At 62.1% G+C, this 22481-nt stretch carries 21 protein-coding genes; 9 read left to right on the top strand and 12 right to left on the bottom strand.

From position 1 onward, the window contains the following. Positions 1–2 precede the first annotated feature (2 nt). Positions 3–1310, bottom strand: a complete 1308-nt coding sequence (gene aceA, locus B5527_RS06870; RefSeq protein WP_079600620.1) for an isocitrate lyase — start codon at positions 1308–1310, stop codon at positions 3–5. A 284-nt stretch (positions 1311–1594) separates the two neighbouring features. Here aceA and B5527_RS06865 point away from each other — a divergent pair, with 284 nt between their 5' ends. Then, the gene (locus B5527_RS06865; protein ID WP_079600619.1) at positions 1595–3040 is read left to right on the top strand and encodes a helix-turn-helix domain-containing protein; all 1446 of its coding nucleotides are present in this window, start codon (positions 1595–1597) and stop codon (positions 3038–3040) included. A 192-nt stretch (positions 3041–3232) separates the two neighbouring features. Here B5527_RS06865 and B5527_RS06860 read toward each other — a convergent pair whose 3' ends face one another. Beyond that, the gene (locus B5527_RS06860) at positions 3233–3496 is read right to left on the bottom strand and encodes a hypothetical protein (protein ID WP_079600618.1); all 264 of its coding nucleotides are present in this window, start codon (positions 3494–3496) and stop codon (positions 3233–3235) included. Between the two features lie 1022 nt (positions 3497–4518). Then, complete coding sequence (locus B5527_RS06855; RefSeq protein WP_079600617.1) at positions 4519–5322, bottom strand: hypothetical protein; 804 nt, start codon at positions 5320–5322, stop codon at positions 4519–4521. A 261-nt stretch (positions 5323–5583) separates the two neighbouring features. Here B5527_RS06855 and B5527_RS06850 point away from each other — a divergent pair, with 261 nt between their 5' ends. Continuing rightward, positions 5584–6507: a 2-dehydropantoate 2-reductase gene (locus B5527_RS06850; protein WP_079607123.1), complete on the top strand. Its 924-nt coding sequence runs from the start codon at positions 5584–5586 to the stop codon at positions 6505–6507. Between the two features lie 384 nt (positions 6508–6891). Here the strand turns inward: B5527_RS06850 and B5527_RS43535 are convergent, their stop codons facing one another. Both B5527_RS43535 and B5527_RS06840 read right to left on the bottom strand, forming a co-directional pair. Continuing rightward, positions 6892–7764, bottom strand: coding sequence for a hypothetical protein (locus tag B5527_RS43535; protein ID WP_154072060.1), 873 nt, complete (start codon positions 7762–7764; stop codon positions 6892–6894). A gap of 240 nt (positions 7765–8004) precedes the next feature. Further along, entirely contained in the window at positions 8005–8784 is a 780-nt protein-coding gene (locus tag B5527_RS06840; protein WP_079600615.1) for a class I SAM-dependent methyltransferase, read from the bottom strand. 87 nt (positions 8785–8871) lie between these two features. Here B5527_RS06840 and B5527_RS06835 point away from each other — a divergent pair, with 87 nt between their 5' ends. Further along, a complete protein-coding gene (locus B5527_RS06835; RefSeq protein WP_079600614.1) occupies positions 8872–9303 on the top strand; it encodes an Rrf2 family transcriptional regulator in 432 nt (143 codons plus the stop codon). Positions 9304–9477: 174 nt separating this feature from the next. Here B5527_RS06835 and B5527_RS06830 read toward each other — a convergent pair whose 3' ends face one another. Continuing rightward, complete coding sequence (locus B5527_RS06830; RefSeq protein WP_079600613.1) at positions 9478–9798, bottom strand: DUF3551 domain-containing protein; 321 nt, start codon at positions 9796–9798, stop codon at positions 9478–9480. A gap of 354 nt (positions 9799–10152) precedes the next feature. Between B5527_RS06830 and B5527_RS06825 the strand changes: the two genes are divergently transcribed. Then, complete coding sequence (locus B5527_RS06825; RefSeq protein WP_079600612.1) at positions 10153–11172, top strand: alpha/beta fold hydrolase; 1020 nt, start codon at positions 10153–10155, stop codon at positions 11170–11172. Positions 11173–11361: 189 nt separating this feature from the next. Further along, complete coding sequence (locus B5527_RS06820; protein WP_245332525.1) at positions 11362–11589, top strand: hypothetical protein; 228 nt, start codon at positions 11362–11364, stop codon at positions 11587–11589. Positions 11590–11712: 123 nt separating this feature from the next. Here B5527_RS06820 and B5527_RS06815 read toward each other — a convergent pair whose 3' ends face one another. After that, positions 11713–11982: a hypothetical protein gene (locus tag B5527_RS06815; protein ID WP_079600610.1), complete on the bottom strand. Its 270-nt coding sequence runs from the start codon at positions 11980–11982 to the stop codon at positions 11713–11715. A 4-nt stretch (positions 11983–11986) separates the two neighbouring features. Further along, positions 11987–12964, bottom strand: coding sequence for a Bug family tripartite tricarboxylate transporter substrate binding protein (locus B5527_RS06810; RefSeq protein WP_245332524.1), 978 nt, complete (start codon positions 12962–12964; stop codon positions 11987–11989). A 179-nt stretch (positions 12965–13143) separates the two neighbouring features. Here B5527_RS06810 and sbmA point away from each other — a divergent pair, with 179 nt between their 5' ends. The 4 genes from sbmA to B5527_RS06790 all read left to right on the top strand — a co-directional run bounded on the left by sbmA (position 13144) and on the right by B5527_RS06790 (position 17814). Further along, positions 13144–14361 carry a peptide antibiotic transporter SbmA gene (sbmA, locus tag B5527_RS06805; protein ID WP_079600608.1) on the top strand — a complete coding sequence of 406 codons (1218 nt, stop codon included), beginning with the start codon at positions 13144–13146 and terminating at the stop codon, positions 14359–14361. A 187-nt stretch (positions 14362–14548) separates the two neighbouring features. After that, positions 14549–16345 (top strand): adenylate/guanylate cyclase domain-containing protein, encoded by a 1797-nt coding sequence (locus B5527_RS06800; RefSeq protein WP_079600607.1) that lies wholly within the window; start codon positions 14549–14551, stop codon positions 16343–16345. A gap of 264 nt (positions 16346–16609) precedes the next feature. Further along, positions 16610–16855 carry a PilZ domain-containing protein gene (locus B5527_RS06795; RefSeq protein WP_154072059.1) on the top strand — a complete coding sequence of 82 codons (246 nt, stop codon included), beginning with the start codon at positions 16610–16612 and terminating at the stop codon, positions 16853–16855. Positions 16856–17001: 146 nt separating this feature from the next. After that, entirely contained in the window at positions 17002–17814 is an 813-nt protein-coding gene (locus B5527_RS06790; protein WP_079600606.1) for a tetratricopeptide repeat protein, read from the top strand. Between the two features lie 80 nt (positions 17815–17894). On the opposite strand, the gene B5527_RS06785 is transcribed toward B5527_RS06790, so the two are convergent. Genes B5527_RS06785 through cpaB form a run of 4 tightly spaced genes read right to left on the bottom strand, consistent with a single transcriptional unit; the run spans position 17895 to position 22227 of the window. Further along, complete coding sequence (locus B5527_RS06785; RefSeq protein ID WP_079600605.1) at positions 17895–19163, bottom strand: AAA family ATPase; 1269 nt, start codon at positions 19161–19163, stop codon at positions 17895–17897. Continuing rightward, positions 19160–19894, bottom strand: a complete 735-nt coding sequence (locus B5527_RS06780) for a CpaD family pilus assembly protein (protein ID WP_079607121.1) — start codon at positions 19892–19894, stop codon at positions 19160–19162. The genes B5527_RS06785 and B5527_RS06780 overlap by 4 nt, the downstream gene beginning before the upstream one ends. Positions 19895–19933: 39 nt before the next feature. After that, positions 19934–21412 (bottom strand): type II and III secretion system protein family protein, encoded by a 1479-nt coding sequence (locus B5527_RS06775; RefSeq protein WP_245332523.1) that lies wholly within the window; start codon positions 21410–21412, stop codon positions 19934–19936. Positions 21413–21429: 17 nt separating this feature from the next. Next, complete coding sequence (gene cpaB / locus B5527_RS06770) at positions 21430–22227, bottom strand: Flp pilus assembly protein CpaB (RefSeq protein ID WP_079600604.1); 798 nt, start codon at positions 22225–22227, stop codon at positions 21430–21432. Positions 22228–22481 lie beyond the last annotated feature (254 nt).

Genomic DNA, 22481 nt, shown 5'->3' with positions numbered 1-22481 from the left:
CTTTATTCAGCCGCCTGAACGTGGATTTCCGAACCCTGCTTCTTGAACTGCGCGGCTTCGGTCGAATCGTGCAGCGCGGTGGTCGACGAGGTGCCGCCGGTGATGGTGGTGGACACCAGATCGAAATAGCCGGTGCCGACTTCGCGCTGGTGGCGCGTCGCCGAATAGCCGTGCTTCTCGGACGCGAACTCGGCCTGCTGCAGGCGGGAGTAGGCCGCCATGCCCTCGGTCTTGTAGCCGCGCGCCAGTTCGAACATGCCGTGGTTGAGCGAGTGGAAACCCGCCAGCGTGACAAACTGGAACTTGTAGCCCATCGCGCCGATTTCGCGCTGGAATTTGGCGATGGTCGCCTTGTCGATATTGGCTTCCCAGTTGAACGAGGGCGAACAATTGTAGGCCAGCATCTTGCCGGGATAGACCTTGTGCACGGCCTCGGCGAACTCTTTTGCTTCCTCGAGGTTCGGGGTCGAGGTCTCCCACCACAGCAGATCGGCATATTTCGCGAACGCGATGCCGCGCTTGATGCAATGGGCGAGACCCGTGCCGGGCTTGAGCCGATAAAAACCTTCCGCGGTGCGCTCGCCGGTGATGAACTCGCGATCGCGCTCATCGACATCGGCGGTAATCAGTTTTGCACTCTCCGCATCGGTGCGCGCCAGGACAAAAGTCGGCGTGCCGCAGACGTCGGCGGCCAGACGCGCCGCGATCAAATTGCGCTCATGCGCCGCGGTCGGGATCAGGACCTTGCCGCCCATGTGGCCGCACTTCTTCTCGGACGCGAGCTGGTCCTCGAAGTGCACGCCGGCCGCTCCGGCCTCGATATAGGCCTTCATGATCTCGAACGAGTTCAACGGACCGCCGAAGCCCGCTTCCGCGTCGGCGACGATGGGCACGAACCAGTCGATCTTGGCACCGCCTTCGGAGTGCTCGATCTGGTCGGCACGCTGGAAGGTGCGGTTGATGCGGCGGCACAATTCGGGGCCGGCATTGGCCGGATAAAGGCTCTGGTCGGGATACATTGCGCCCGCGGTATTGGCGTCGGCGGCGACCTGCCAGCCCGACAGATAGATCGCCGGCAGGCCGGCGCGGGCCTGCTGCATCGCCTGGTTGCCGGTGACGGCGCCGAGCGAATTGACGAAGGGCTCGCTCTTCAGCGATTCCCAGAGCCGATTGGCGCCCTTTTCGGCCAGGGTGTAGGCGATCGGCACGGAACCGCGCAGCCTCTCTACCTCGGCCGGGCTGTAGGGACGGCTGATGCCATCGAAACGCCCGGCGGGCGCGGGAACCAGCTGTTCAAAGGTCTGCGACATTTCAATTCTCCAATCGACATTCGTGACAGTGCATTGCGAAACGTGTCGAGAGCTAAACGCTAAACTTCTCAATTCGTATAGATGACTTGCCTTCTAATGATGATGTCATGTAACATGCGTACATGTCATAGATGTCACTTTGTAATGTTTGTCACAAAATATGCTCTTTTGCCGTCATTCCGGGTCGTGCGAAGCACGAACCCGGAATCTCGAGATTCCGGGTTCGACGCTGCGCATCGCCCCGGAATGACGGTGGGGGCGGTGGGAAATGAGGGAGGCTGCCCATGGCCGGTGATTCCGCCAAGAAACTGTTTGTCGGCCCCCGGTTCCGGCGGATCCGCCAGCAACTGGGGCTGTCGCAGACCCAGATCGCCGAAGGGCTCGGCATTTCCCCGAGCTACATCAACCTGATCGAGCGCAACCAGCGGCCGGTGACGGCGCAGATCCTGCTGCGGCTGGCGGAAACCTATGACCTCGATCTGCGCGACCTCGCCACCGCCGACGAGGACCGGTTTTTCGCCGAGCTGAACGAGATCTTTTCCGATCCGCTGTTCCGCCAGATCGATTTGCCGAAGCAGGAGTTGCGCGACCTTGCGGAATTGTGCCCGGGCGTGACGCATTCGCTGCAGCGGCTGTACGCCGCCTATACCGAGGCCCGCCGCGGCGAGACCCTGGTCGCAGCCCAAATGGCCGACCGCGACGAGGGCACGCGCTTCGAGGCCAATCCGGTCGAGCGTGTCCGCGACCTGATCGAGGCCAACCGCAATTATTTCCCCGAACTCGAACAGGCGGCGGAAACCCTGCGCGACGAACTGGATGTGGCGTCCGAAGAATTGTTCGCCGCACTCGGCGCGCGCCTGCGCGAAAAGCATTCTGTTGTCACCCGCATCATGCCGGTCGACGTCATGCGCGAGACCTTGCGGCGGTTCGACCGCCATCGCCGGCAACTCCTGATTTCGGAACTGGTCGATGGCCCCGGCCGCGCGTTCCAGATCGGCTTCCAGACCGGGCTTGCCGAATGCAGCGGAATTTTCGATGCGATCGTCGGCCGCGCCGGCCCGCTCGACGAAACCCCGCGCCGGCTCTACCGGATTACGCTCGCGAACTATTTCGCGGCCGCCGTCATGATGCCCTACCAGGCCTTCCATGCCGCCGCCGAAGCGCTGAGCTACGATGTCCACGTACTGGCGCAGCGTTTCAACAGCGGTTTCGAGCAGGTCTGCCATCGCCTGACAACGCTGCAGCGGCCCAACGCGCGCGGCGTGCCGTTCTTCCTGCTGCGCGTCGACAATGCCGGCAACGTCTCCAAGCGATTCTCCTCCGGCACCTTTCCGTTTTCGAAATTCGGCGGCACCTGTCCCCTGTGGAACGTGCACGCGACCTTCGACACGCCGGACCGGCTGCTCAAGCAGATCATCGAACTGCCGGACGGCGCGAGGTACTTCTCGATCGCGCAGATGGTGCGCCGGCCGGTGGCGCCGCACCCGCAGCCGCAGCCGCGCTTCGCGATCGGGCTTGGGTGTGAAATCCGGCATGCCTCGAAACTGATCTACGCCACCGGCATGGATCTGGAAAAAACCGAGGGCACGCCGATCGGCGTCAACTGCCGTCTGTGCGAACGCGAAAACTGCAGCCAGCGCGCCGAGCCGCCGATCACGCGAACCCTGATCCTCGACGAGAACACGCGCCGGGTGTCGTCGTTCGCGTTCAGTAATGCGAGGGAGTTGTGAGGGGTGTGATGGCGCCTTACCCTCCCCTGGAGGGGGAGGGTCGGCTCGCATCGCGCGAAGCAAGATGCGAGACGGGGTGGGGTGACAGTCTCTCAACTCGGGCACCGTTCGAAACGATAGACTGCCACCCCACCCCGCCGCTCCTTTCAGTCGCGTCGACCCTCCCCCTCCAGGGGAGGGTAAGGGGCACACTCAATCCGCCATCGCAAAGGCCTTGCACCAGCCGTCGCGGCTGATCTCGCCCTCGACCACCTTGCAGGAATTCGGCGCCTCGAACAGCGTGCACATGCCGCAGCTGTAGATGCCGTTCGGCGTGCCCTGATATTCGGCCTGCTGCGGCGTCATTTTTTCCGCGGCCTCGGTCCGCGAAATCCGAAACAACAGCCCCGCCGACGCGCCGCCAACGATGGCGCACATCAGCTTCCGCCGCGAATTGTCTAGACGTTTTTCGATCATGAAGTTTTTTCTCCCGTGATAACCCGGCCCGGCACAGTCCATTGTAGCCGCTCGAATTGTCTTTCTCAAAGGCGCGACCGATGATTGATGCCGCCACGCACTTGAAGTGAACCATCAGTGTCCCGGCATCGGCGGTGAGCTCCCTCTCCCCTTGCGGGATCGAGACGAGCGAAGCTCGCTCTCTAGGGTTGGGGTGAGGGGTCACGGTCTATCGTGAGACCGTAACCCCTCACCCGGATCGCATCTGACGATGCGATCCGACCTCTCCCACAAGGGGAGAGGTGAAGAGCTCCTGGCGCGGGCACCGTCCATATCGGATTCAATTTTTCAAACAGCCAAGGCGCAAGCAATTGTAAGACCGTCATTGGGAGCGCAGCGAAGCAATCCATTGATCAGCGAGAAAGAAAGTAAGAGTGGATTGCTTCGCGGAGCCTGTCATCGGGCGCGCGTTCGCGCGACCCGTTGGCTCGCAATGACGGCCGTGAAATCCGGACACACCTTCGCGATCTCGCGACGCAGTGCGCCCGAGGTTTGCTCAAAAATCTCCGCCCTGAAAACAGAGGGCGTGGGGAATGCCGGGCGCCCGATGCACCCGCAGCCTCGTGTGCGCTATGGTAGTAAGTATGCACACGAGTATTCACAGCGAGCCATCGGAAATCACCCGACATTCCCGCACGCAATGGTTTACGGCTTATACCGTGCTCTCCCCGGTGATCGGCTTTCTTGCCACCGTCGTTACGCGGATCGCTCCGCAAACTTGACGCCAGCGTCGGGGCGTCAGGACCACACGTCTTCGCCGTCCGCTGCAAGCCACGCCCGTCAAGCGCGCCGCCGCGTCCACCGCATCCCGCCCCGCGTCCGTGACGTCGCGAGCCGCCCCTCTGAGTGGGACAGGACGCAAGAGACATACAACTGATTTGGGCCTTCTGAAAATCAGAAATATTTTTTCAAAAGGGGCTGGACACGAAATCGGCAAGCACGCCCGTCGGGCAAATCAGCACCCCCGGCCCGCCGGCATCGCGTCATTGGCCGTTGACGAATCGCAGCCATGCCGCCTGCTGCGACCGCTTGAGGTTTTGTCTTTCCTGTTCCAGTTCGGCGACGCTTCTCGCCGCGACCGTCATGGCATGGCCCGCGACATTGTAACGGTCGACGCTGCGCTGAAACGGGAAGATGAATTGACCGTCCACCACCTTGTAGTTGCCGAACTCCCCGGCCAGCACCGCGACATAGTTTTCGTAGGCGCCGTAGAACTCGGCGCGCGCCGACACCAGCCTGGCCATCAGAGCCGTCATTTCCGCCTGCCGCCGATCGAGTTGGTCCAGAAGCTTGCCGGCGCTCGCTTGCTCCACATGCAGCGCGCGGGCGTCGTTTTCGACCGTGTCGCGCTCGGTCTTGAGCAGCGCGGCGTAGCGCGGCATGAAGGCGGTGGCGTTGGCTTCCGCGGTTTTCAGATTGCCGCGAAGCGTATCGAGCTCAGCCCGGCTCGCCGTGCCCAGATTGATATCCCCCGGGATCGCCGGCCGCTCGACTTCACTGGACAGTTTTTCGCTGGCCGTGTCAGCGTCATCGGCCGCCCTGGTCGCCATGGCCAGCAGCTGCTGAAATGGATTGGCGGGATGCTGCCCGGACGCCGCATCGATCCGCCCGGGATCGCCGATGGCCCGCAATGCCGAATGAGTTTCACGCGCGGCCGTGCCGGGCAGAAACCTGCCGAGATCGCCGACGTAATAGGCCCCGATCGAAAGCCCGACAAAGGCCACGAACAGGCACACGAAGGCGATCCGCGCGCGCAGTTTCGCTTTCGGACCCGAAGGCATCGGCATCAGCCTCCCGTGGCGGGACGCCCCCTTTGGGCGTGCCGCAACGATTATAGATTTTGTTGGCGCAACTACGAACGGGAAAATCTTTGCACCGGAATTGCAACCGGTATTTTCAGCCTCCTCTTTCCAACCACCGGAAAATAATCCAATTTCGTCATAGCCGGGCTTCGTCCCGGCCATCCACGCCTTTTTTGCCTAAGGTACGGCAAAGACGTGGATGCCCGGCACAAGACCGGGCATGACGAGCTTCAAGGAGAGAATTTGATGCGGATCGCGGTTATCGGCGCCGGCGGAGTCGGCGGCGGATTTGGTGCAGCGTTGGCGCAGGCGGGAGCCGACGTCACCTTCCTCGCGCGCGGCGCGCATCTCGCCGCGATGAAGAGCGCCGGCTTGAAAGTCAACGGCCCCCGCGGCGACGTTCATCTCACGCCGACCCGCGCCAGCGACGATCCCGCCGAAATCGGCCAAGTCGATATCGTGCTCTTTTGCGTGAAGCTGTGGGACGTCGAAAGCGCGGGCGAGCGAATAAGGCCGCTGATCGGCACTGAGACCGCCGTGATCCCGCTGCAGAACGGCATCGACGCCGCCGAGCGGCTGATCCCGATCCTCGGCAAGAGCGCCGTGATGGGCGGCGTGGCGCAGATCTCGGCCTCGATCACCGCGCCCGGCGTGATCACGCAGGTCGGCACCTTCATGCGCATGATTTTCGGCGAACTCGACGGCCGGCGCAGCCAGCGGGCCGAGAAGTTTCTCGCGCTGTGCCTCAAGGCCGGCTTCGACGCGACTCTGAGCGAGCAGATCCTCACCGACCTCTGGATGAAGTTCATCCTGCTCGCCAGCAACGCCGGCATCATGGCGCTGGCCCGCCAGCCGATCGGAAAGCTGCGCGACGATTCCGACCTGCGCCCGATTTTCCTCGCCGCCTGGCAGGAAGTGATCGACGTCGGCCGCGCCAAAGGCGTCGCCCTGCCCGCCGACGCACTCGACAAGATTCTCGATTTCACTGGCCATACGCCGCCCGCCATGAAGGCCTCGATGGCGCTCGATCTCGACCGAGGCAACCGGCTGGAAGTGCCCTGGCTCAGCGGCAAGGTCGCCGACCTCGGCCGCCAGCTCGGCATACCCACGCCGACCCACAGCATGATTTATGCGATGCTGAAGCCGTATGTGATGGGAGGGGTGGGGTGAGCGGGGGGCGGCTGTGGTCGTCGCCGGTAGCCCGCATGAGCCAACGGGTCGGCGCGAGGCGCGCCGCCCGATGACAGGCTCCGCGATATGCGGGGTCAACGCAAATGAAACCCGGATATCGCTTCGCTCATCCGGGCTACGCTTGCTCCCCTTTCTCGTCATTGCGAGGAGCAAAAGCGACGAAGCAATCCAGCTTTGGCAAACCTGCACGATGGATTGCTTCGCGGAACCTGTCATCGGGCGGCGTTTCGCGCCGACCCGTTGGCTCGCAATGACGGCTTCAAAACACTTAGCGTGTTAAGGATGGGTGAGCGAAGCGCTACCCCATCATTTGCCGTTTTTGATTCTGATGGATTTCGCAATGGGTTCAACCCATCCTACGCGCTAGAGTAGACTCAACCGTCCAGATGAACTCAATTCGATCTCTCCGGACCAGTTTGATTCCAGTAGGTTGGGCTCGCAAAATTCTTTTGGATTTATTTTTGATTTAAAAATCGACGACGAGAGGAAAATTTCGCCCCCGTCCTTCAATTTGTGTGTCGGTATGGCGGCATTCACGTCAATCCCAGCATCAGAAGGAGCGGCTTTTAAAACTATCTGCGAACCGTCATCCATCTGAATCCTGCAGTTATGCATCGCTGCGATTGCAAAAAGTTCAATTACCGGCTGGAGTTTAGATAGTGCGTCGGTCTCGCTCTTAATAACCAGGGCATTGCTCTTTAGTGTTGCGGAAAAATCCGCAAACAGCCTATCGCCGTCAAAGGCAGCCTTCGCGATTATTACAGAGGAAAGTCCCCGTAGCAGTGCGACTTCGTTTTGTCCCGAGACCGGGCCGGCGGAATATGTGCCGTCCGCGTTTTGGCGTAACATTCTTAAAAGAGCGGGTAATGCTTTCCGAGCCGCCACTCTAGATAGCCCGCTCATTGCCCTTAGTTGCTTGTTGTCGATACGCCGCAACGTGGCCGACAAGAAGGAAGGCGTCACTGCGGGTAATCTCTCGGGGTCAAGAGGTTTGGTTCCCTCTAAGGTAAATACGACTGCGCTGAATCGGGCTATTGCAAACCACTCCCGAGTCGATTCGGTAACAATTCCTTTATTGCGCTCGGCGTGATGTGCGACAAAGTCTCCGATTTCCTGAACCGACTCGCGGCCATCACACCGATCGCGTGCGTACAAAAACAGGTGGGTAAGATCATCAGGCCGCATATCGCCACGGAGCATTCGCTCGACCCGCGCACGCGATTTTGAATCTGGCATAGCTGACACTTTGCATTTTTGGCAACGGGCTCAACCTATCCCACGCGCTGCTCCGATTCTCCAAGGCCAAGCAGATGTCGGTCCGTTGAAATATCGGATGACGCTTCCGTGGTCCCGTTGGTGGGCGGCGATGTTTGATGGATTACGCTCAGTCGGCTTCCGGGGAATCGATTCGAAGGGGCGGACGTCGGTTGGAGCACGCCTTGCGGCAGAGTTGAGGATAGTGGGTCCCGTTGATCCTCAGCGTTCCGCCACAGCGATTAGTGCAGTAGACGGGATCGGAAGAACCGCTCGATCACCGGCCATTTGCCGAACCTCGCCAGTCACTGCCGCCTTGTCCGCATCGCTCAGACTGGTCCAGTCAGGCGACATCCCGAACAGCGTATCGGGCTCGTCGAGTGCCGCGACATCAAGCATATAGTCTTGGGTCACGCTCTCGATCTCCGAATTGCGATAGCCCGCCGCGATCAGTGCGCGGGCGAAATCCTCAGGATCGCTCAACGCCTGCACCGCGTCAGGCATTGCCATACTTTCGCGCTCGGGAAACAGCTTCCGCCGAATCTGGCCAAGCAACAGGAAGGTCGCCGCACCCCGGTCTTGCCAAGTGGCGACCACGCCATATCCGCCCGGCCGCGTAACCCGTTGCATCTCCGCAAGGCCTTTGCGCCAATCGGGGAACATGATCACGCCGAAGATCGAGAAGACGGCATCGAAACTCGCGTCGGGCAGGTCCAGCGCCTGTCCGTCCATGACCAGGGCCTCGACATTGGGCAGCCCTGCGGCGGCGACGCACGCCACCATGCCGGGCGAAAAGTCGGTCGCCAGCACCCTTGCTCCTGTGCGCGCCGCCGCTAGCGCAAGGGCACCGGTGCCGGTCGCCACATCGAGCACGAAGCTCCCGGGAGCCAGCGCCACGCGCGCGAGCGCCGCCTCTGCAAAGCGTGCCGTGAAAGGATGCGCGGTCCGCTGATAGTGGCTCGCCGCCACGTCCCAGTGATCAGGATTTTCGAACTCTCGCATTTCATCCACTCCGCGAATCATGTAACTTAATAAGTATCGTGACTGTGGGCGCTTGCCAACCGTGAAGGACATGCGAAAGACCGGATTATGCGAAATGACAGCCGTCTTTCCCGGATGCTGCACGTGCTGCTCCATATGGCGCGACACGACGGGCCAATGACGTCGGAGGCGATCGCTGCGATGCTCGGGACCAACCCGGTCGTGGTCCGCCGCACGATGGCTGGGCTGCGGGACGCGGGCTACGTCCGCTCGGACAAGGGGCATGGCGGCGGCTGGATTATCGCTTGCGATCTTGAGCGTGTATCGCTGCTCGACGTCCACCGCGCTGTCGGTGGCCCAAGGATCTTCGCGATCGGCAACGAACATTCCAATCCCGACTGCGCAGTCGAACAGGTCGTCAACGAAGCAGTGGGGAACGCCTTACGCGACGCTGAGGCACTACTAGTCGAACGACTGGGCGCGGTCAGCCTAGCTGAACTAGGTCGAGGCTTCGAAGCACGCTGTGCTGCTTCGTCCTAGCCCGTATGGCGGGTTAGCCATCCGGGTCCGCGCGTAGCGCGGCCCGAATGCAGGCTCCGGCGTAACCCGCCATTTCGCAGAACGGCGGATTACGCTTCGCTAATCCGTCCTACGCGCTGCGAGTTCGTCCCTCACCGGCGTTATTCAACGCACTTCGCAAAAGCGCCGGAACGATCACCACTCACGATACGGGCGTCGCGCGTAGGGCTGTTGCCATCCATACGCAAATCGCGGGTTGGTGCCGCAATACGTACCCGTCCCGGAGGCCGAGGCCTGGCACTGCCGGTAGTTTGTGAAATAACACAACCCGGGAAGGCCGAGTTCTCCGTATTGCAGGCAGTAGGGATGATCGTAGGGACCATCCCTTTGGGCGGATGCCGGCAATGCCGTGAATAACATCATGGCTACAAACGCTGCAGTTCCAATGATCTTGCGCACTTCAATTTCCTCCCTTTGCCAGCAGCTGCTTTGGGGGATCGCGACCGCTGCGACCATGCATCATGGGCGCTCGTCATAGAGCGGGAGGAGCAGCAGGACTTCCGCGCTCCATTGAAGCATACGCCTTGCCGCGCAACTGCGCCATAGAACGCAGTGAAGCTGGCGGCGGTTTCGACGGTGCGCTGCCATCCGGCGCGGAGCGCTTGCTCGGCATCATTCAACGCGCAAGGAGGCCTCGCGTAATATTTTTGCCTACATCGAGGGCTTCTATCATCGAACCCGTCGCCACCCCGCCGTCGGCGACATCAGCCCGATCGAGATGGCGTTGAAAGCAGCTTAACCCTTTCCTTTGTTTCGGAGGAAGATCAGGGCTCCGCTTTTCCGGCTTGAATAGAAACAAGGGAGTTCGCCATGGGTCTCGACTACGAAATCCACAATCTGGGCGACGTCAGGCTGCAGCGCGGCGCGACGTTGCGGGACTGCAAGCTCGCGTACAAGACCTTCGGCACGCTCAGTCCGAACAAGGACAACGTCATCGTATATCCCACCTGGTATTCGGGCCAGCACTATGACAACGAGTGGCTGGTCGGCGACGGCCGCGCGCTCGATCCGAAGAAATACTTCATCATTATCCCGAACATGCTCGGCAATGGCCTGTCATCGTCACCGAGCAACACGCCGGAACCCTATAACGGCCCGCGTTTTCCCCAGGTGACGGCCTGCGATAACGTGCGCGCGCAGCACCGTCTGGTCACCGAAAAATTCGGCATCGGGCATATCCGGCTGGTGACCGGCTGGTCGATGGGCGCACTGCAGACTTTCCACTGGGGCGCGCTCTATCCCAACATGATGGACCTGATCGCGCCATTCTGCGGGTCGGCGAAATGCTCGCGTCACAATTTCGTTTTCCTGGAGGGTGTCAAGGCCGCGCTCACCGCCGATGCGGCGTGGAAGGAAGGCTGGTACACCGAGAAGCCGCAACGCGGCTTGCGCGCGGCGGCGCGGGTCTATGCCGGCTGGGGTTTTTCGCAGGCGTTCTACCGCCAGAGGTTGGATATCGAGGCACTGGGCTACTCCTCGCTGGAAGATTTTCTGGTGGCGTTCTGGGAAGGGTTCTTCCTGCCGAAGGACCCGAACAATCTGCTGACCATGCTATGGACCTGGCAGAACGGCGACATCGCCGACAACGAACTCTACAACGGTGACTTCAAGGCGGCTCTCCGCGCCATCAAGGCCAAAGCCTATGTCATGCCTGGCCAGACCGACTTGTATTTTCCGCCTGAAGACAGCGAGTTCGAGGTGGCGCATATGCCGGACGCCAAATTTGTCCCCGTTCCCTCCATCTGGGGCCACTTCGCCGGCGGGCCCGGCACCAATCCGAAGGACGTCGATTTTATCGATGCGAAGCTGAAGGAGCTTCTTGCATCCTAAGCGCCGGCGCCTGAACGGATGTTCTGGAGAAATTCATCGCCTGGCACGCGCAGCCCGTAGTGCGGGTTAGCCATCCGGGTCCGCGCGAAGCGCGGCCCGAATGCAGGCTCCGGCGTAACCCGCCATTTTGTGGTCGAAGAATGGCGGATTACGTTCCGCCAATCCGCCCCACGGGCTTACGAACATTTCATGGAACAATCCCCTTCAAGCAAGGTAAACCCTCGCCATTTAGCGCCTATGAGTTTGGTTGATATTTTCCGTGATAACGCTGAGGACTGTGCCTTCCTTGCCAGGCGCTGCGAAGACGACGACACGAAGCTTACCTTCCTGAGGATGGAAGCAGCGTGGCGGACGTTGGCAGATCAGCAGGAGCGGCTGGACAGGAAACAATGGCCGGCGAAAAAGCAGCGTTTGTGAGGCGCGGGGATCGCCGCAAAATGAAAACCCCGGATGTCGCGGAGCCTGCCATCGGGCGGCGCTTCGCGCCGACCCCTTGGCTGATCCGGGCTACGCGCTTATTTCGCAGCCATCACGCCACCCTCACCCCGCAACCGCTTTCCACTTCTCCGCCGCCGCGATCGCCGAGGCCCACAGGCTATCGGCGGGCTGGCCGCGGTGCAGCGCCTTGCCGACTTCGCAGATCGCCATGAAGGCGCCGGACCTGGCCTCCTCGACTTCCAGCGGCTGGTTGCCGTCGCCCTGCACCAGTCCCACGAGCCCGTTCAGGATCGGCAACGCCGTCTGCGCCGGCTCGCGTTCGGCCGCCTTGAGGGCTTCGATGACTGTTACGGCTTTTTCGGAATCGGTCATGGGTTTACTCCGGTTTCATGCCTGTCGACTTCACCACCCTGGCCCACTTTTCGGTCTCTTCCGCGATCAGCCTCCCGAACGCGTCGGGCGAGCCCGCCAGCGGCTCGCCGCCGATGTCGGCGAAGCGCTGCTTCATTCCGGGGTCGGCGAACGCGGCGTTGATCTCCCGGTTGAGCGTGGCGACGACATCGGCGGGCGTGTTGTTCGGCGCGCTGAGACCGTACCACTGGCTGGCTTCGTAGCCCGGCACGGAATCCGCGATCGTCGGCAACTCCGGGTACATCGCGATCCGCGACGCGGTGGTCACCGCCAGCGCGCGCAGTTTGCCGGTGGCGATATAGTCCGAGGTCCCGGGCGTGGTCGCGAACAAGAGCTGCACCTGGCCGCCGATCAGATCGGTCAGCGCCGGGGCCTGGCCGCGATAGGGCACGTGCGCCATGCTGACGCCGGCCATGACGTTGAACAGTTCGCCGGCCATGTGCGGCGCGCTGCCGAAGCCCGCCGAGGCCATGTTGACCTTGGCAGGACTGGCCTTGGCATAGGCGATCAGTTCGGGGACCGTCCTGGCCGGCACCGACGGGTGCAGCAGGATGACCATGGGCACGCGGATGATGCCGGCGACCGGCGCGATGTCGCGGATAAAGTTGAACTTCAGATTGTCATAGAGCGTGGCGTTGACCGCGTTGGGGACGGTGGAAAGCAACAGCATGTAGCCGTCGGGCGACGCATGCACGACGGCCTCGGTGCCGATATTGCCGCCGGCCCCCGGGCGGTTCTCGACGATGAAGGACTGGCCGAGCCGCGCGCCAAGCCATTGGCCGATCAGGCGCGCCGATATGTCGACCCCGCCGCCGGCGGAAAAGCCGGCAATGATGTGCACCGGCCGCTCCGGATAGCCGGCCGCCGCGGCGCGTCGCGGCAAGGCAAGGGCCGTCACGGAGATCCCGGCGAGCTCAAGGAAGTGGCGGCGAATGAGTTTCACGGCTAGCGCCCCCTGATGGCGCCAAAGCATCCCAATTCCCGCGAGCGAAGTACAGGGCCAGTCGGCACCCCCCGGCCGCAGCGGATCGCCTTGTCGCCACGCCCTATGGTGTTCGGGTCCGTCGCCCCATACACCAGTGTGCCGTAAAGCCTCCGACCCGACGAGAGTGGACCCCGCGCATGTTCGTTTCATTTTTCCCCCGGCCCAAGCTGTTCTTCCTCTCCGCGATCGCCTGGGCGGCGGTGGCGATGGCGTTCTGGTATGGCTTCGCCGATAATCTCCTGGGCTCGTCGGCGCCGCCGGTGGTCGGCGTGGCGATGTTCTGGTCGCCACGGGAGCTCTGGTTCGACCTCTATTTCGCGCTGTGCGTCGCGATCTTCGCGGCCGCCTGGATGGTCTATTCGCCGCATCCCTGGGCGCCCTGGTCGATCATCGGTTCCGCGCTGATCCTGTTCACCTCGTACTTCCAGGTCGAGGTCAGCGTCGCCATCAACAGCTGGTACGGACCGTTCTACAACCTGGTGCAGGCCGCGCTGGCGAAACCGGCGTCGGTCCCGATCGAGCAGTTCTACGGCGAATTGTCGACCTTCGCCGGGATCGCCCTGATCGCGGTTGTGGTCGGCGTGCTGACGCGGTTCTTCGTCAGCCATTACATCTTCCGCTGGCGGACGGCGATGAACGACTTCTACGTCGCCAACTGGCCGCGGCTGCGCAAGATCGAGGGCGCCTCGCAGCGCGTGCAGGAAGACACCATGCGGTTTGCGACCACCATGGAAGGTCTCGGCGTCAACCTCATCAGCGCGCTGCTGACGCTGCTGGCCTTCCTGCCGGTGCTGGTGAAGCTGTCGGGCAATATCACGGAGCTGCCCCTGATCGGCTCGATCCCCTACCCGCTGGTGTTCGCCGCGGTGATCTGGTCGCTGCTCGGAACCGGCGCGCTGGCGCTGATCGGCATCCGCCTGCCCGCCATCGAGTTCTTCAACCAGCGGGTCGAAGCGGCCTATCGCAAGGAACTCGTGCTCGGCGAGGACGATGCAGCCCGCGCCGAGCCACCAACACTCGGTGAATTGTTCGCCGACGTTCGCAGGAACTACTTCAGGCTCTATTTGAACTTCATGTACTTCAATATCGGCCGCATCGTCTATCTACAGACCGACACCGTGTTTCCCTACATCCTGCTGGCGCCGACCATCGTCGCCGGCAAGATCACGCTGGGTGCGATGAACCAGATCCTGAACGCGTTCTCGCAGGTCCGCACCTCGTTCCAGTACCTGGTCAACGCCTGGAGCACGATCGTCGAACTGATTTCGATCTATCAGCGGCTGCGCTCGTTCGAGGCCAAGATCGAGGGCGAGCCGCTGCCCTCGATCGAGACCCGGCCAAAGCCGGCGTCGTGACGGTCGCCGGGGCGGCGCGCCGCGACCTCGAATTCTCCCGTTATGCGCTTCATCGAGACCACCGGCAATCCTGAGTAGATTGCATGATCTGGTTCCATGGGGACAGTGCGTTTATAAATCATTGGATTCGGCCGGCCGACCACGTACCGTGATATCTGCCGGTTCTAAAACATGGGAACGCAGGAGAATGGAAAGACGGCTGGCCGCCATCGTCTGCGCTGACGTCGTCGGTTACTCGCGCATGATGGGCGGCGATGAGGCAGGCACCCACGCTGCGTTCAAGGCGCATCGAAGCGCGATCTACCCGATCATTCTCAATCATGGCGGCCGGGTCGTCAAAAACACCGGCGATGGCTTCCTGCTGGAGTTTCCAAGCATCGTCGGCGCCATCGAGGCCGCGATCGCGGTGCAGGCGCTGATGGCGGAACGGAACGGCCACCTCCCCGCCGATCGCGTCATGCAATTCCGTCTCGGCGTCCACATGGGAGATGTGATCGCCGACGAGGACGAAGTGTTCGGGGATGGCGTCAACGTCGCCGTTCGCCTTGAAGCGGTAGCCGCTCCCGGCGGGGTCGCCATTTCCGCCAAGGCCTACCATGAGGCCAGCAAGCATCTCAGCGCCGTCCTTGTCGATGCCGGCCTTCACCGCTTGAAGAACATCGAAGAGCCGATCAATGTCTGGACCTGGGAGCCAGGCGGGGCCGACAGAAGCGGCCGGGAGCCCAGGAACACATCGGACCTGCCGGCTCAATATCGAACGGCGATCGTCGGCGTGCTTCCGTTCGCCAATCTCAGCGACAGCACCGACGAATATTTTTCCGACGGGCTGACCGAGGATTTGATCCACGCGCTTTCGCTGCAATCCTTCTACCGGGTGCTGAGCCGGAATTCGACGTTCTCGTTCAAGGGCAAGAATCTCAGCACCCGCCTGATCGCGCGCGAGATCGATGCCACCTACCTGATCCAGGGTTCGGTACGGCGTGCCGGAAGCAAGATTCGCGTCACCGCCGAGCTGATCGCTCCGGAGAGCGGCGAGCAATTGTGGACCGGCCGATATGACCGGGACATGGGCGACCTGTTCGCGATGCAGGACGAAATCACCACGCATCTGTCCGCCGCGCTGGCACCGGAGATATTTCGCGCGGAGGCCTCTGCCCCGACCCGCTCATCGTCCACCACCGATTTGACCGCGTGGGATCGGTTTCTCAGGGGGCTTTCGCACTATTACCGGCACACCAAGGCAGATTTCGAAGCCTCGATCGGCTTTTTCCGGGAGGCCATCGCGCTCGATCCGGCGCTCGCCATCGCCCGCGCCTATCTCGCCACCGTCCTGGTGCAGGCCGTGCAGTATGGCTGGATCAGGAGTACGCGCGAGCTGTGGACCGAGGCGATGAATCTCGCCGAAAGCAGCGTGCGGCTCGATCCGCGTTCGTCATTCGGGTTTGCGATCTTGTCCTATGTGCATGCGATGGAGGGACAGTACGAGGCGGCAATGGAGGCTGCAAAAAAAGCCGTCAAGTTGAACCCGTACGACATGGGTGCCCGCGGCGTGCTGGGAATATGCCACATGGTGATCGGCGAGCACCGGCAGGCCATCGAACTGTTTTCAATCGCCATGCAGCGCGGCAACAGCGACCCCCGGTATAAATGGGCGGCGTTGAACGCGTTCAGCCACTATTTGCTGGGACAATACGATGCGTCGCTGTCCTGGGCGCGCGAAGCCCTGTACCTGAACCCCAATCATCTTCAGGTGCTCGCCGTGCGCGCCGCGGCGCTGGCGCAATCGGGGCGAACCGAGGAAGCGGCCAAGGCGGCCGAGGTTTTGCTCGGCAACTTTCCAGGCCTGACCGTCGAGCGGCACCTGCGGAATTTCCGCTGGAAAGCGCCGGCCGACATCGCACATTATCGTGAAGGCCTTCTGAAAGCCGGCGTGCCCTTCGGCAAATTGACCCTGGTCGAGTCCGGCTCAAAGCGGTCGGCGTAGGCCCGGTTTCAGCGCGCCGATCGGATACGCCGTCTCTTTATCGATTTATCGGTTTATCCGTCGGCGAATTCCGGCACTGCGGGATTTCTGTTCCGGCATTTGCAGCCGTTCGCGGCCGTTCGAGAAATCTTCCGGGCAACTCGGTAAAAAGAATTCAAAAACAATCGTTACATTGCGAGGGGTTCCGCTAGGCGTATTCCAACAATTCTTCTCTAAAGCAACTGCACGCCGGATGAACCGTCTCGAGCAAAGCGAAGGATCGACATGCTGATGAATCGACGTAAAAGCGAGCGTCGTGAGTGCAGACGGGGCGCGAAGATCCAATTCGGGACCGGCTTGTTGCCGCGCGACTGCGTGATCACGGACGTCTCCAGGGGCGGCGCGAAGGTCGTCGCGGAATATCCGGACATTCCCGCTGAGTTCACCATCACCTTCTCAACAGGCGACCAGCGCCGATGCCGGCTGGCATGGCGGATCGGTTGCGAATTCGGCGCTGAATTCGTCGATTAGATCGAACGGCCCGCTCAAAACGTCGAGCCGGCCAGCGCGGGCGACCCGCAAACCAGGACCGCAACCGAAGCACGCCGCCTGTTTAACCGGAACTTAGGGTTACCGTGGCTATCTGGGGTCCAGTCGCCAACCCCAGGTTGAAGTTCATGTTTGCGCAGTTGCCCCACTATCGTTTCGCGAGATTTCTGGCCTGCACGGCATCGTCCGCGATCCTGGTGTTGGGGCTTTGCAGCTGCAGCGCGGGCATGTCTGACATCACGGGCTCGCTGGGCGAGAAAACCGAAGCAAACCGTGCCGCCGACCCCCGGGGCGAACTGGATCTTGATCGCGATCGCTATCGCGCCAATCCCAAGGATCCCGACGCGGCGTTACAATACGGAAAGGCGCTCCGGGCCGCCGGGCAGCGGTCCCAGGCCGTCGCGGTGCTCGAACAGGCCACGATCGCTCACCCCAGCGACAAGGCGCTTCTTGCCGGTTACGGGCGGGCGCTGGCGGACAATGGCAATTTCCAGCAGGCATTCGACGTTCTCGGCAACGCACATACCCCCGAAGATCCCGATTGGCGGATCCTCTCGGCCCAGGGAGCTGTGCTCGATGAACTGGGCCGATACGAGGAAGCACGGCAGTACTACGCGAGCGCGCTGAAAATCGCCCCGGAAGACCCCACCGTGCTGTCCAATCTCGGCCTTTCGTACCTGCTTTCAAAAGATCTGCCCAAAGCGGAGGAGACGCTGCGCCGCGCGTACAAGGGCGCGGATACGGATCCGCGCGTGCGGCAGAACCTGGCGTTTGTGGTCGGCCTGCGGGGCCGTTTCGCGGAGGCTGAAAGCATCGTGAAGGCCGGCCGGCCGCCCGAGGAAGCGGCGGCGAATGTCGCTTATCTCAAGCGATTGTTGTCCCGGAAGGATGATGCCCATAGCGGCCCGGAAGGCATACCGGTGGCAGCCGTCGCGCGCTGATTGACCTTTAGCGAAGGGCATCGGCTCCATCGGCCGCGATCCCTGCGCCTTGCGAAGCGCCGCGGCCCTGCGCGCGGGGCTTACTTTGCCCGCAACTTCTCGATGATTGGCGACAACAACGAGCGCCGCGGCTTTTTGGTCTCGCCGCGGCCGGTCAGCAGTTGCGCAATCTCCAGAAACATCTTGGTGGCGCGGTGGCGCGCGGCGATTTCCGCGATCATCTGGCCGTTATTGGCAGCCGTGCCGAACATTCGCGAATCGAATGGAATGGAAGCGATCGGCGGGCTCTCGATTGTCTTGGCGAAGCCGCGCGCGTTGATTTCCGGGCGCTTCGGCATGCCGACCTGATTGAGACAATACAGCGGCGTCCGGTCGTTGGGACGCGACGCTTTCAGCATATTCAACAGGTTCTTGGCATTGCGCAGGTTGGCGAGATCCGGCTCGGCCACGATCAGAATATCGTCCGCGCCGACCAGGGCGCGCTTGGTCCATCCCGACCATTGGTGTGGAACGTCCAACACAATGCAGGGCGTTGTCATGCGTAACGTATCGAAGATCGCGTCGAAGGCTTGCTCGCCGAAGTCGTAGACCCGCTCGAGCGTCGCCGGCGCCGCCAGCAGGCTGAGGTGATCGGTGCATTTCGACAGCAAGCGGTCCATGAATGCGGTATCGGGCCGGTCGGGCGAGAACACCGCATTGGCGATTCCCTGCAATGGATCCTTGTTGTAGTCGAGACCGGCGGTGCCGAACGCGAGGTCGAGATCGATGACAACGGAATCCAGCGCGAGATCGCGGGCGATGGCCCAGGCGACATTGTGCGCGACGGTGGATGCGCCGACGCCGCCTTTTGCGCCGACGACCGCGACGATCCGGCCGACGGTGACTGCCTCCGATGCCGAGAACAGGCTGCAGATCGAGCGCACCACATCAAGGGTATCGACCGGCCCAATGACGTAGTCGTTGACGCCGCGACGCACCAGTTCGCGATAAGGCGCGACATCGTTGACACTGCCGATCACGACGACGCGGGTTCCGGCATCGCACACGGTTGCGAGCTGATCGAGGCCCACCAGGATATCGCTGCGGTCTTCGGTTTCCAGGATGATCACGTTCGGCGTAGGCACCGTACGATAGACCTCGATGGCCCCGGCCACGCCGCCCATCTGGACGGTGAGATGGGCCTTGCCGAGGCGGCGGTCTTCGCCCGCCGACCGCACGGCGGCTGCGGTTTCCACCGTCTCGCAAAAGGCCTGCACCGACACCCGAGGCGCCGGAGCGATGTAATCGTCTGCGTGCGGCGGGGTGATGTCCGGCTGCTCTTCGGGATTTCGACGGGCGTTCCTCATCATTTGCCTGTGTCGCTGAGTTTGGCCTTGTCGGCGTCGGAATAGGTCGTCGTGGTCGGGTTGCCTTTGCGATATTTCTCGAAGGCTTCCGAGCGCCGCGCCGTGTAGGCGGGGGATTCAGATCGCGGCTGCACAAGGTCCGACGGATTGTCGATCATCGCCGCCATGTTGCGCTGGTAGGCGCAACCAAAGTTGTAGTAATCCTTGTTCTCGAAATAGCTCGGGTCCTTGATCGAGGGTCCGAGATCCTCCGGCCACAGGCCGCAGGGTCCGGCAACCGCGGCAATTTTTGGATAACTCAGCGTGATCGTCGCGAAATTTCGGGGATCGTCCGGATGGTAGTGACGCAGCGTAATTCCGCGTGGAGGCACGCCGCCTGCCGCAAGCACCGCCTGAATTTCCCGGAATGAACTCGCCGCGGCCCGTGCGTTCGGCGTATCGACCGGCACTTCGGCCACAATCGCACCGGTACCTTCGCGAACCCACGTCTGTGCCAGTCCCATGACGTCGGCGCGCTGCGACGCGGACAGGCCGCCGCGTTCGTGACCGACGAAAATCACGACGGAGCGGTCAGCTTCCTGGATCGCGATCGGATGACGCAGGCGGTAATCGTCCGGAACGCTCGCCGTCAGCCCGTCGTCGGTATGCGTGCAAGCTCCCAGCACGACTGAAAGGCCCGCAAGCGCACTCAGCAGGCGCAGGGTTCGATGCCGATCCGGTGTTCTGCTTGTCATCGTTCTCTCCTCGTCCCGCATTGGCCGGGCAGCTTCGTCTCAGTCAATGATGAAGCCAAAGTTGCCCTGGTAGTTGCCAACCGGTTCGATGCGACCGGAAATGCCGTAAATCCGATTGACCTGAGCCAACAGAGTCGATTGGGCATCCGACGCGGGCGCAAACCCGTCATCGGGACGCGACAGGTCTTTCTGGGCCACCGCGCGAACGATATAGGGCGTCACCAGAACCATTAATTCGGTTTCGTTATTGACAAAGTCCTGGCTCCTGAAGAGCCCTCCAAGAATGGGCACCTGGTCGATACCGGGCATCCCGTTGATGGCCTGCTTGGTCTGTTGCTGGATCAGTCCGGCCATCGCCATGGATCCACCCGATGGTATTTCCAGCGTGGTTTCCGCGCGGCGGGTCCTGATCGACGGGATGGTGATGGAATTCGTCGTGGTGGAGGTGAGCGCCTGTGAGACCGTGATCGCGTTGTCGGTCGACAACTCGGACACCTCGGTCATCACCCGCAAGGAGATCCGTCCCTCGGACAGTACGACCGGCGTGAAGTCGAGAGAAATGCCGAACTTCTTGTAGGTGATCTGGGTGGTACAGACATGCGTGGTGGGATCGCAGGAATAACCAGCCGGAATCGGAAATTCGCCGCCGGCGATGAACGTCGCGGACTCGCCCGAAATCGCCGTCAGGTTGGGCTCAGCCAGTGTCCGCGCCACGCCGGCGCTTTCCATCGCGCGCATGGTCGCGGTGACCGAGGGCAGACCGGCGCGGGTCAGGGCCGAAACGGCGGTGCCGTTGCTGGCGACAAGCGGAGCGCCATTCGCGGTGAACGGATTGGTGTTGTTGAAGTTTACAACCGCGGTGCCATAATTCATGCTGGCGCTGAGATCGACGCCCATCTGTTTGATAATGTCCCGCCGCACTTCCGCGACAGTCACCTTCAACATCACCTGATCGCGGCCCCGGACCGCGATCGAGTTGACGACCTTGTCGGCACCGCCCACCAGCCGCGCGGCGATATCCCCCGCTTGCTGGGCCTCGACCGGACTCGATACCGAGCCGGTCAGCATGACGCCGTCGGCAACGCCTTCGATGTCGATTCTCGCGTTGGGCAGCGCTTGCTTCAATGCGGCGCGCACACCGTTGAGATCGCGCTTAACCGCGATGTCGTAGGCGGCAATTTGCTGGCCTTCGGAGTCGAAGAACACGACGTTGGTCTGACCGACCAGCTCGCCGATAATGTAGGCGCGCTGCGGCGAGCGGATGACGGCGTTGGCGATCTTCGGATCGGCGACCAGCACATCCTTGACGTCGCGTGGCAAGTCGATGATCACGGATTTGCCGATGCCGAGCGCAAGAAAGCGTGCCTTCATATGTGCGCCGGCGGCGACCGGCACCGCGGCTTCGCTCGCCACCACCGGCGTCAAGACCGGACTGAGCGTCAACGCCGCGATCGCCGAAAACGACAGGGCGCGGACCAGAAAGGTTCGCATCGCCAGCTGATTTCCCCTGCATTTCATGTCGTACGTCCTCATGGTCACTTCTGTGTCGTGGTCGGGCTCGAGACGCCGTAGCGAACCACACTGATGCTGTCGCCGCGCTTGGGACCCTCGTCGTCGGTTCTGTTTTCGACCATGTTGATATCGGCGATACTGCGCAGCGCCAGCGACAGCGTGCCGCTCTGGCGCGCGCGGGCGAGCGTCTCGGACTGCTCGGGCTTCAGTTCGAGGGTTACGGTCTTGCCGATCACCGAATTCTGGCCGTCTTTTTCCTTCGGGGCCTGATCGATCGCGAGCACGCGAACATTGCTCAGGATGATTTCCGAGTTGACGACGTCGGATGGGCCGGCGTGGTCCGGGTTCTTCTCGTGCTTGGAAAGAATGACGTCGACCCGGTCGTTCGGCAGAATGAAGCCGCCGGCACCGGTTTCCGGCGAGATTTCGGTGGAAACGGCGCGCATGCCGGTGGGCAGAATCGCCGCCATGAAGCCGGAGCCATTGGCCCTGACCAGCTTCGCTTCCCGGATCGGCTCGCCGGCGATGAACGGTGTACGCGCGATCGAACCGGCGATCTGGGTCGTTGCATCGGGGCGTTCGTTGCGGCGAATGAAACCGTTGCTTGAGGTCGCGGCCGGCCAGGTCTGCCACTGCAGATTTTCAGGCGTCACGGTCTGGCCAAGGCCGATGTCGGACTTCGCAACCAGCACGTCCACGGTTTGCAGTTGGGCAGCCGGCGCGGTCGGGGCAGCCTTGTTGTCGGACCCGCTCGCCAGATATGCGGCAACGCCCCCGGCACTGAGCGCGATGATCAGGACAACAATGCGGGCGGTATACATACGCTTCACTAACTACATCTGCGCCGCAATGCTTGGGCTACATGCGGTGAGGGCCTCACGCAAACATGACTAAGCGGCATAAGGTGTAAGCAAACCTTGCCGGCGGAGGTAGTTTTGCAAAAAGGAATTCAGGGATTTGCCCTCATGGTGAACGGAATGTTATCGTTCGAAACACGTCCGCAAATCCACCTGCCCTGCTTTAGCCCCCATGCTTGCACATTGCTGCTTGACGAGAACACCCGCCGCGTGGCCTC

This window comes from Bradyrhizobium erythrophlei, assembly GCF_900129425.1.
Lineage (GTDB): Bacteria > Pseudomonadota > Alphaproteobacteria > Rhizobiales > Xanthobacteraceae > Bradyrhizobium > Bradyrhizobium erythrophlei_C.
This window is presented reverse-complemented; position numbering and strand designations above follow the sequence as displayed.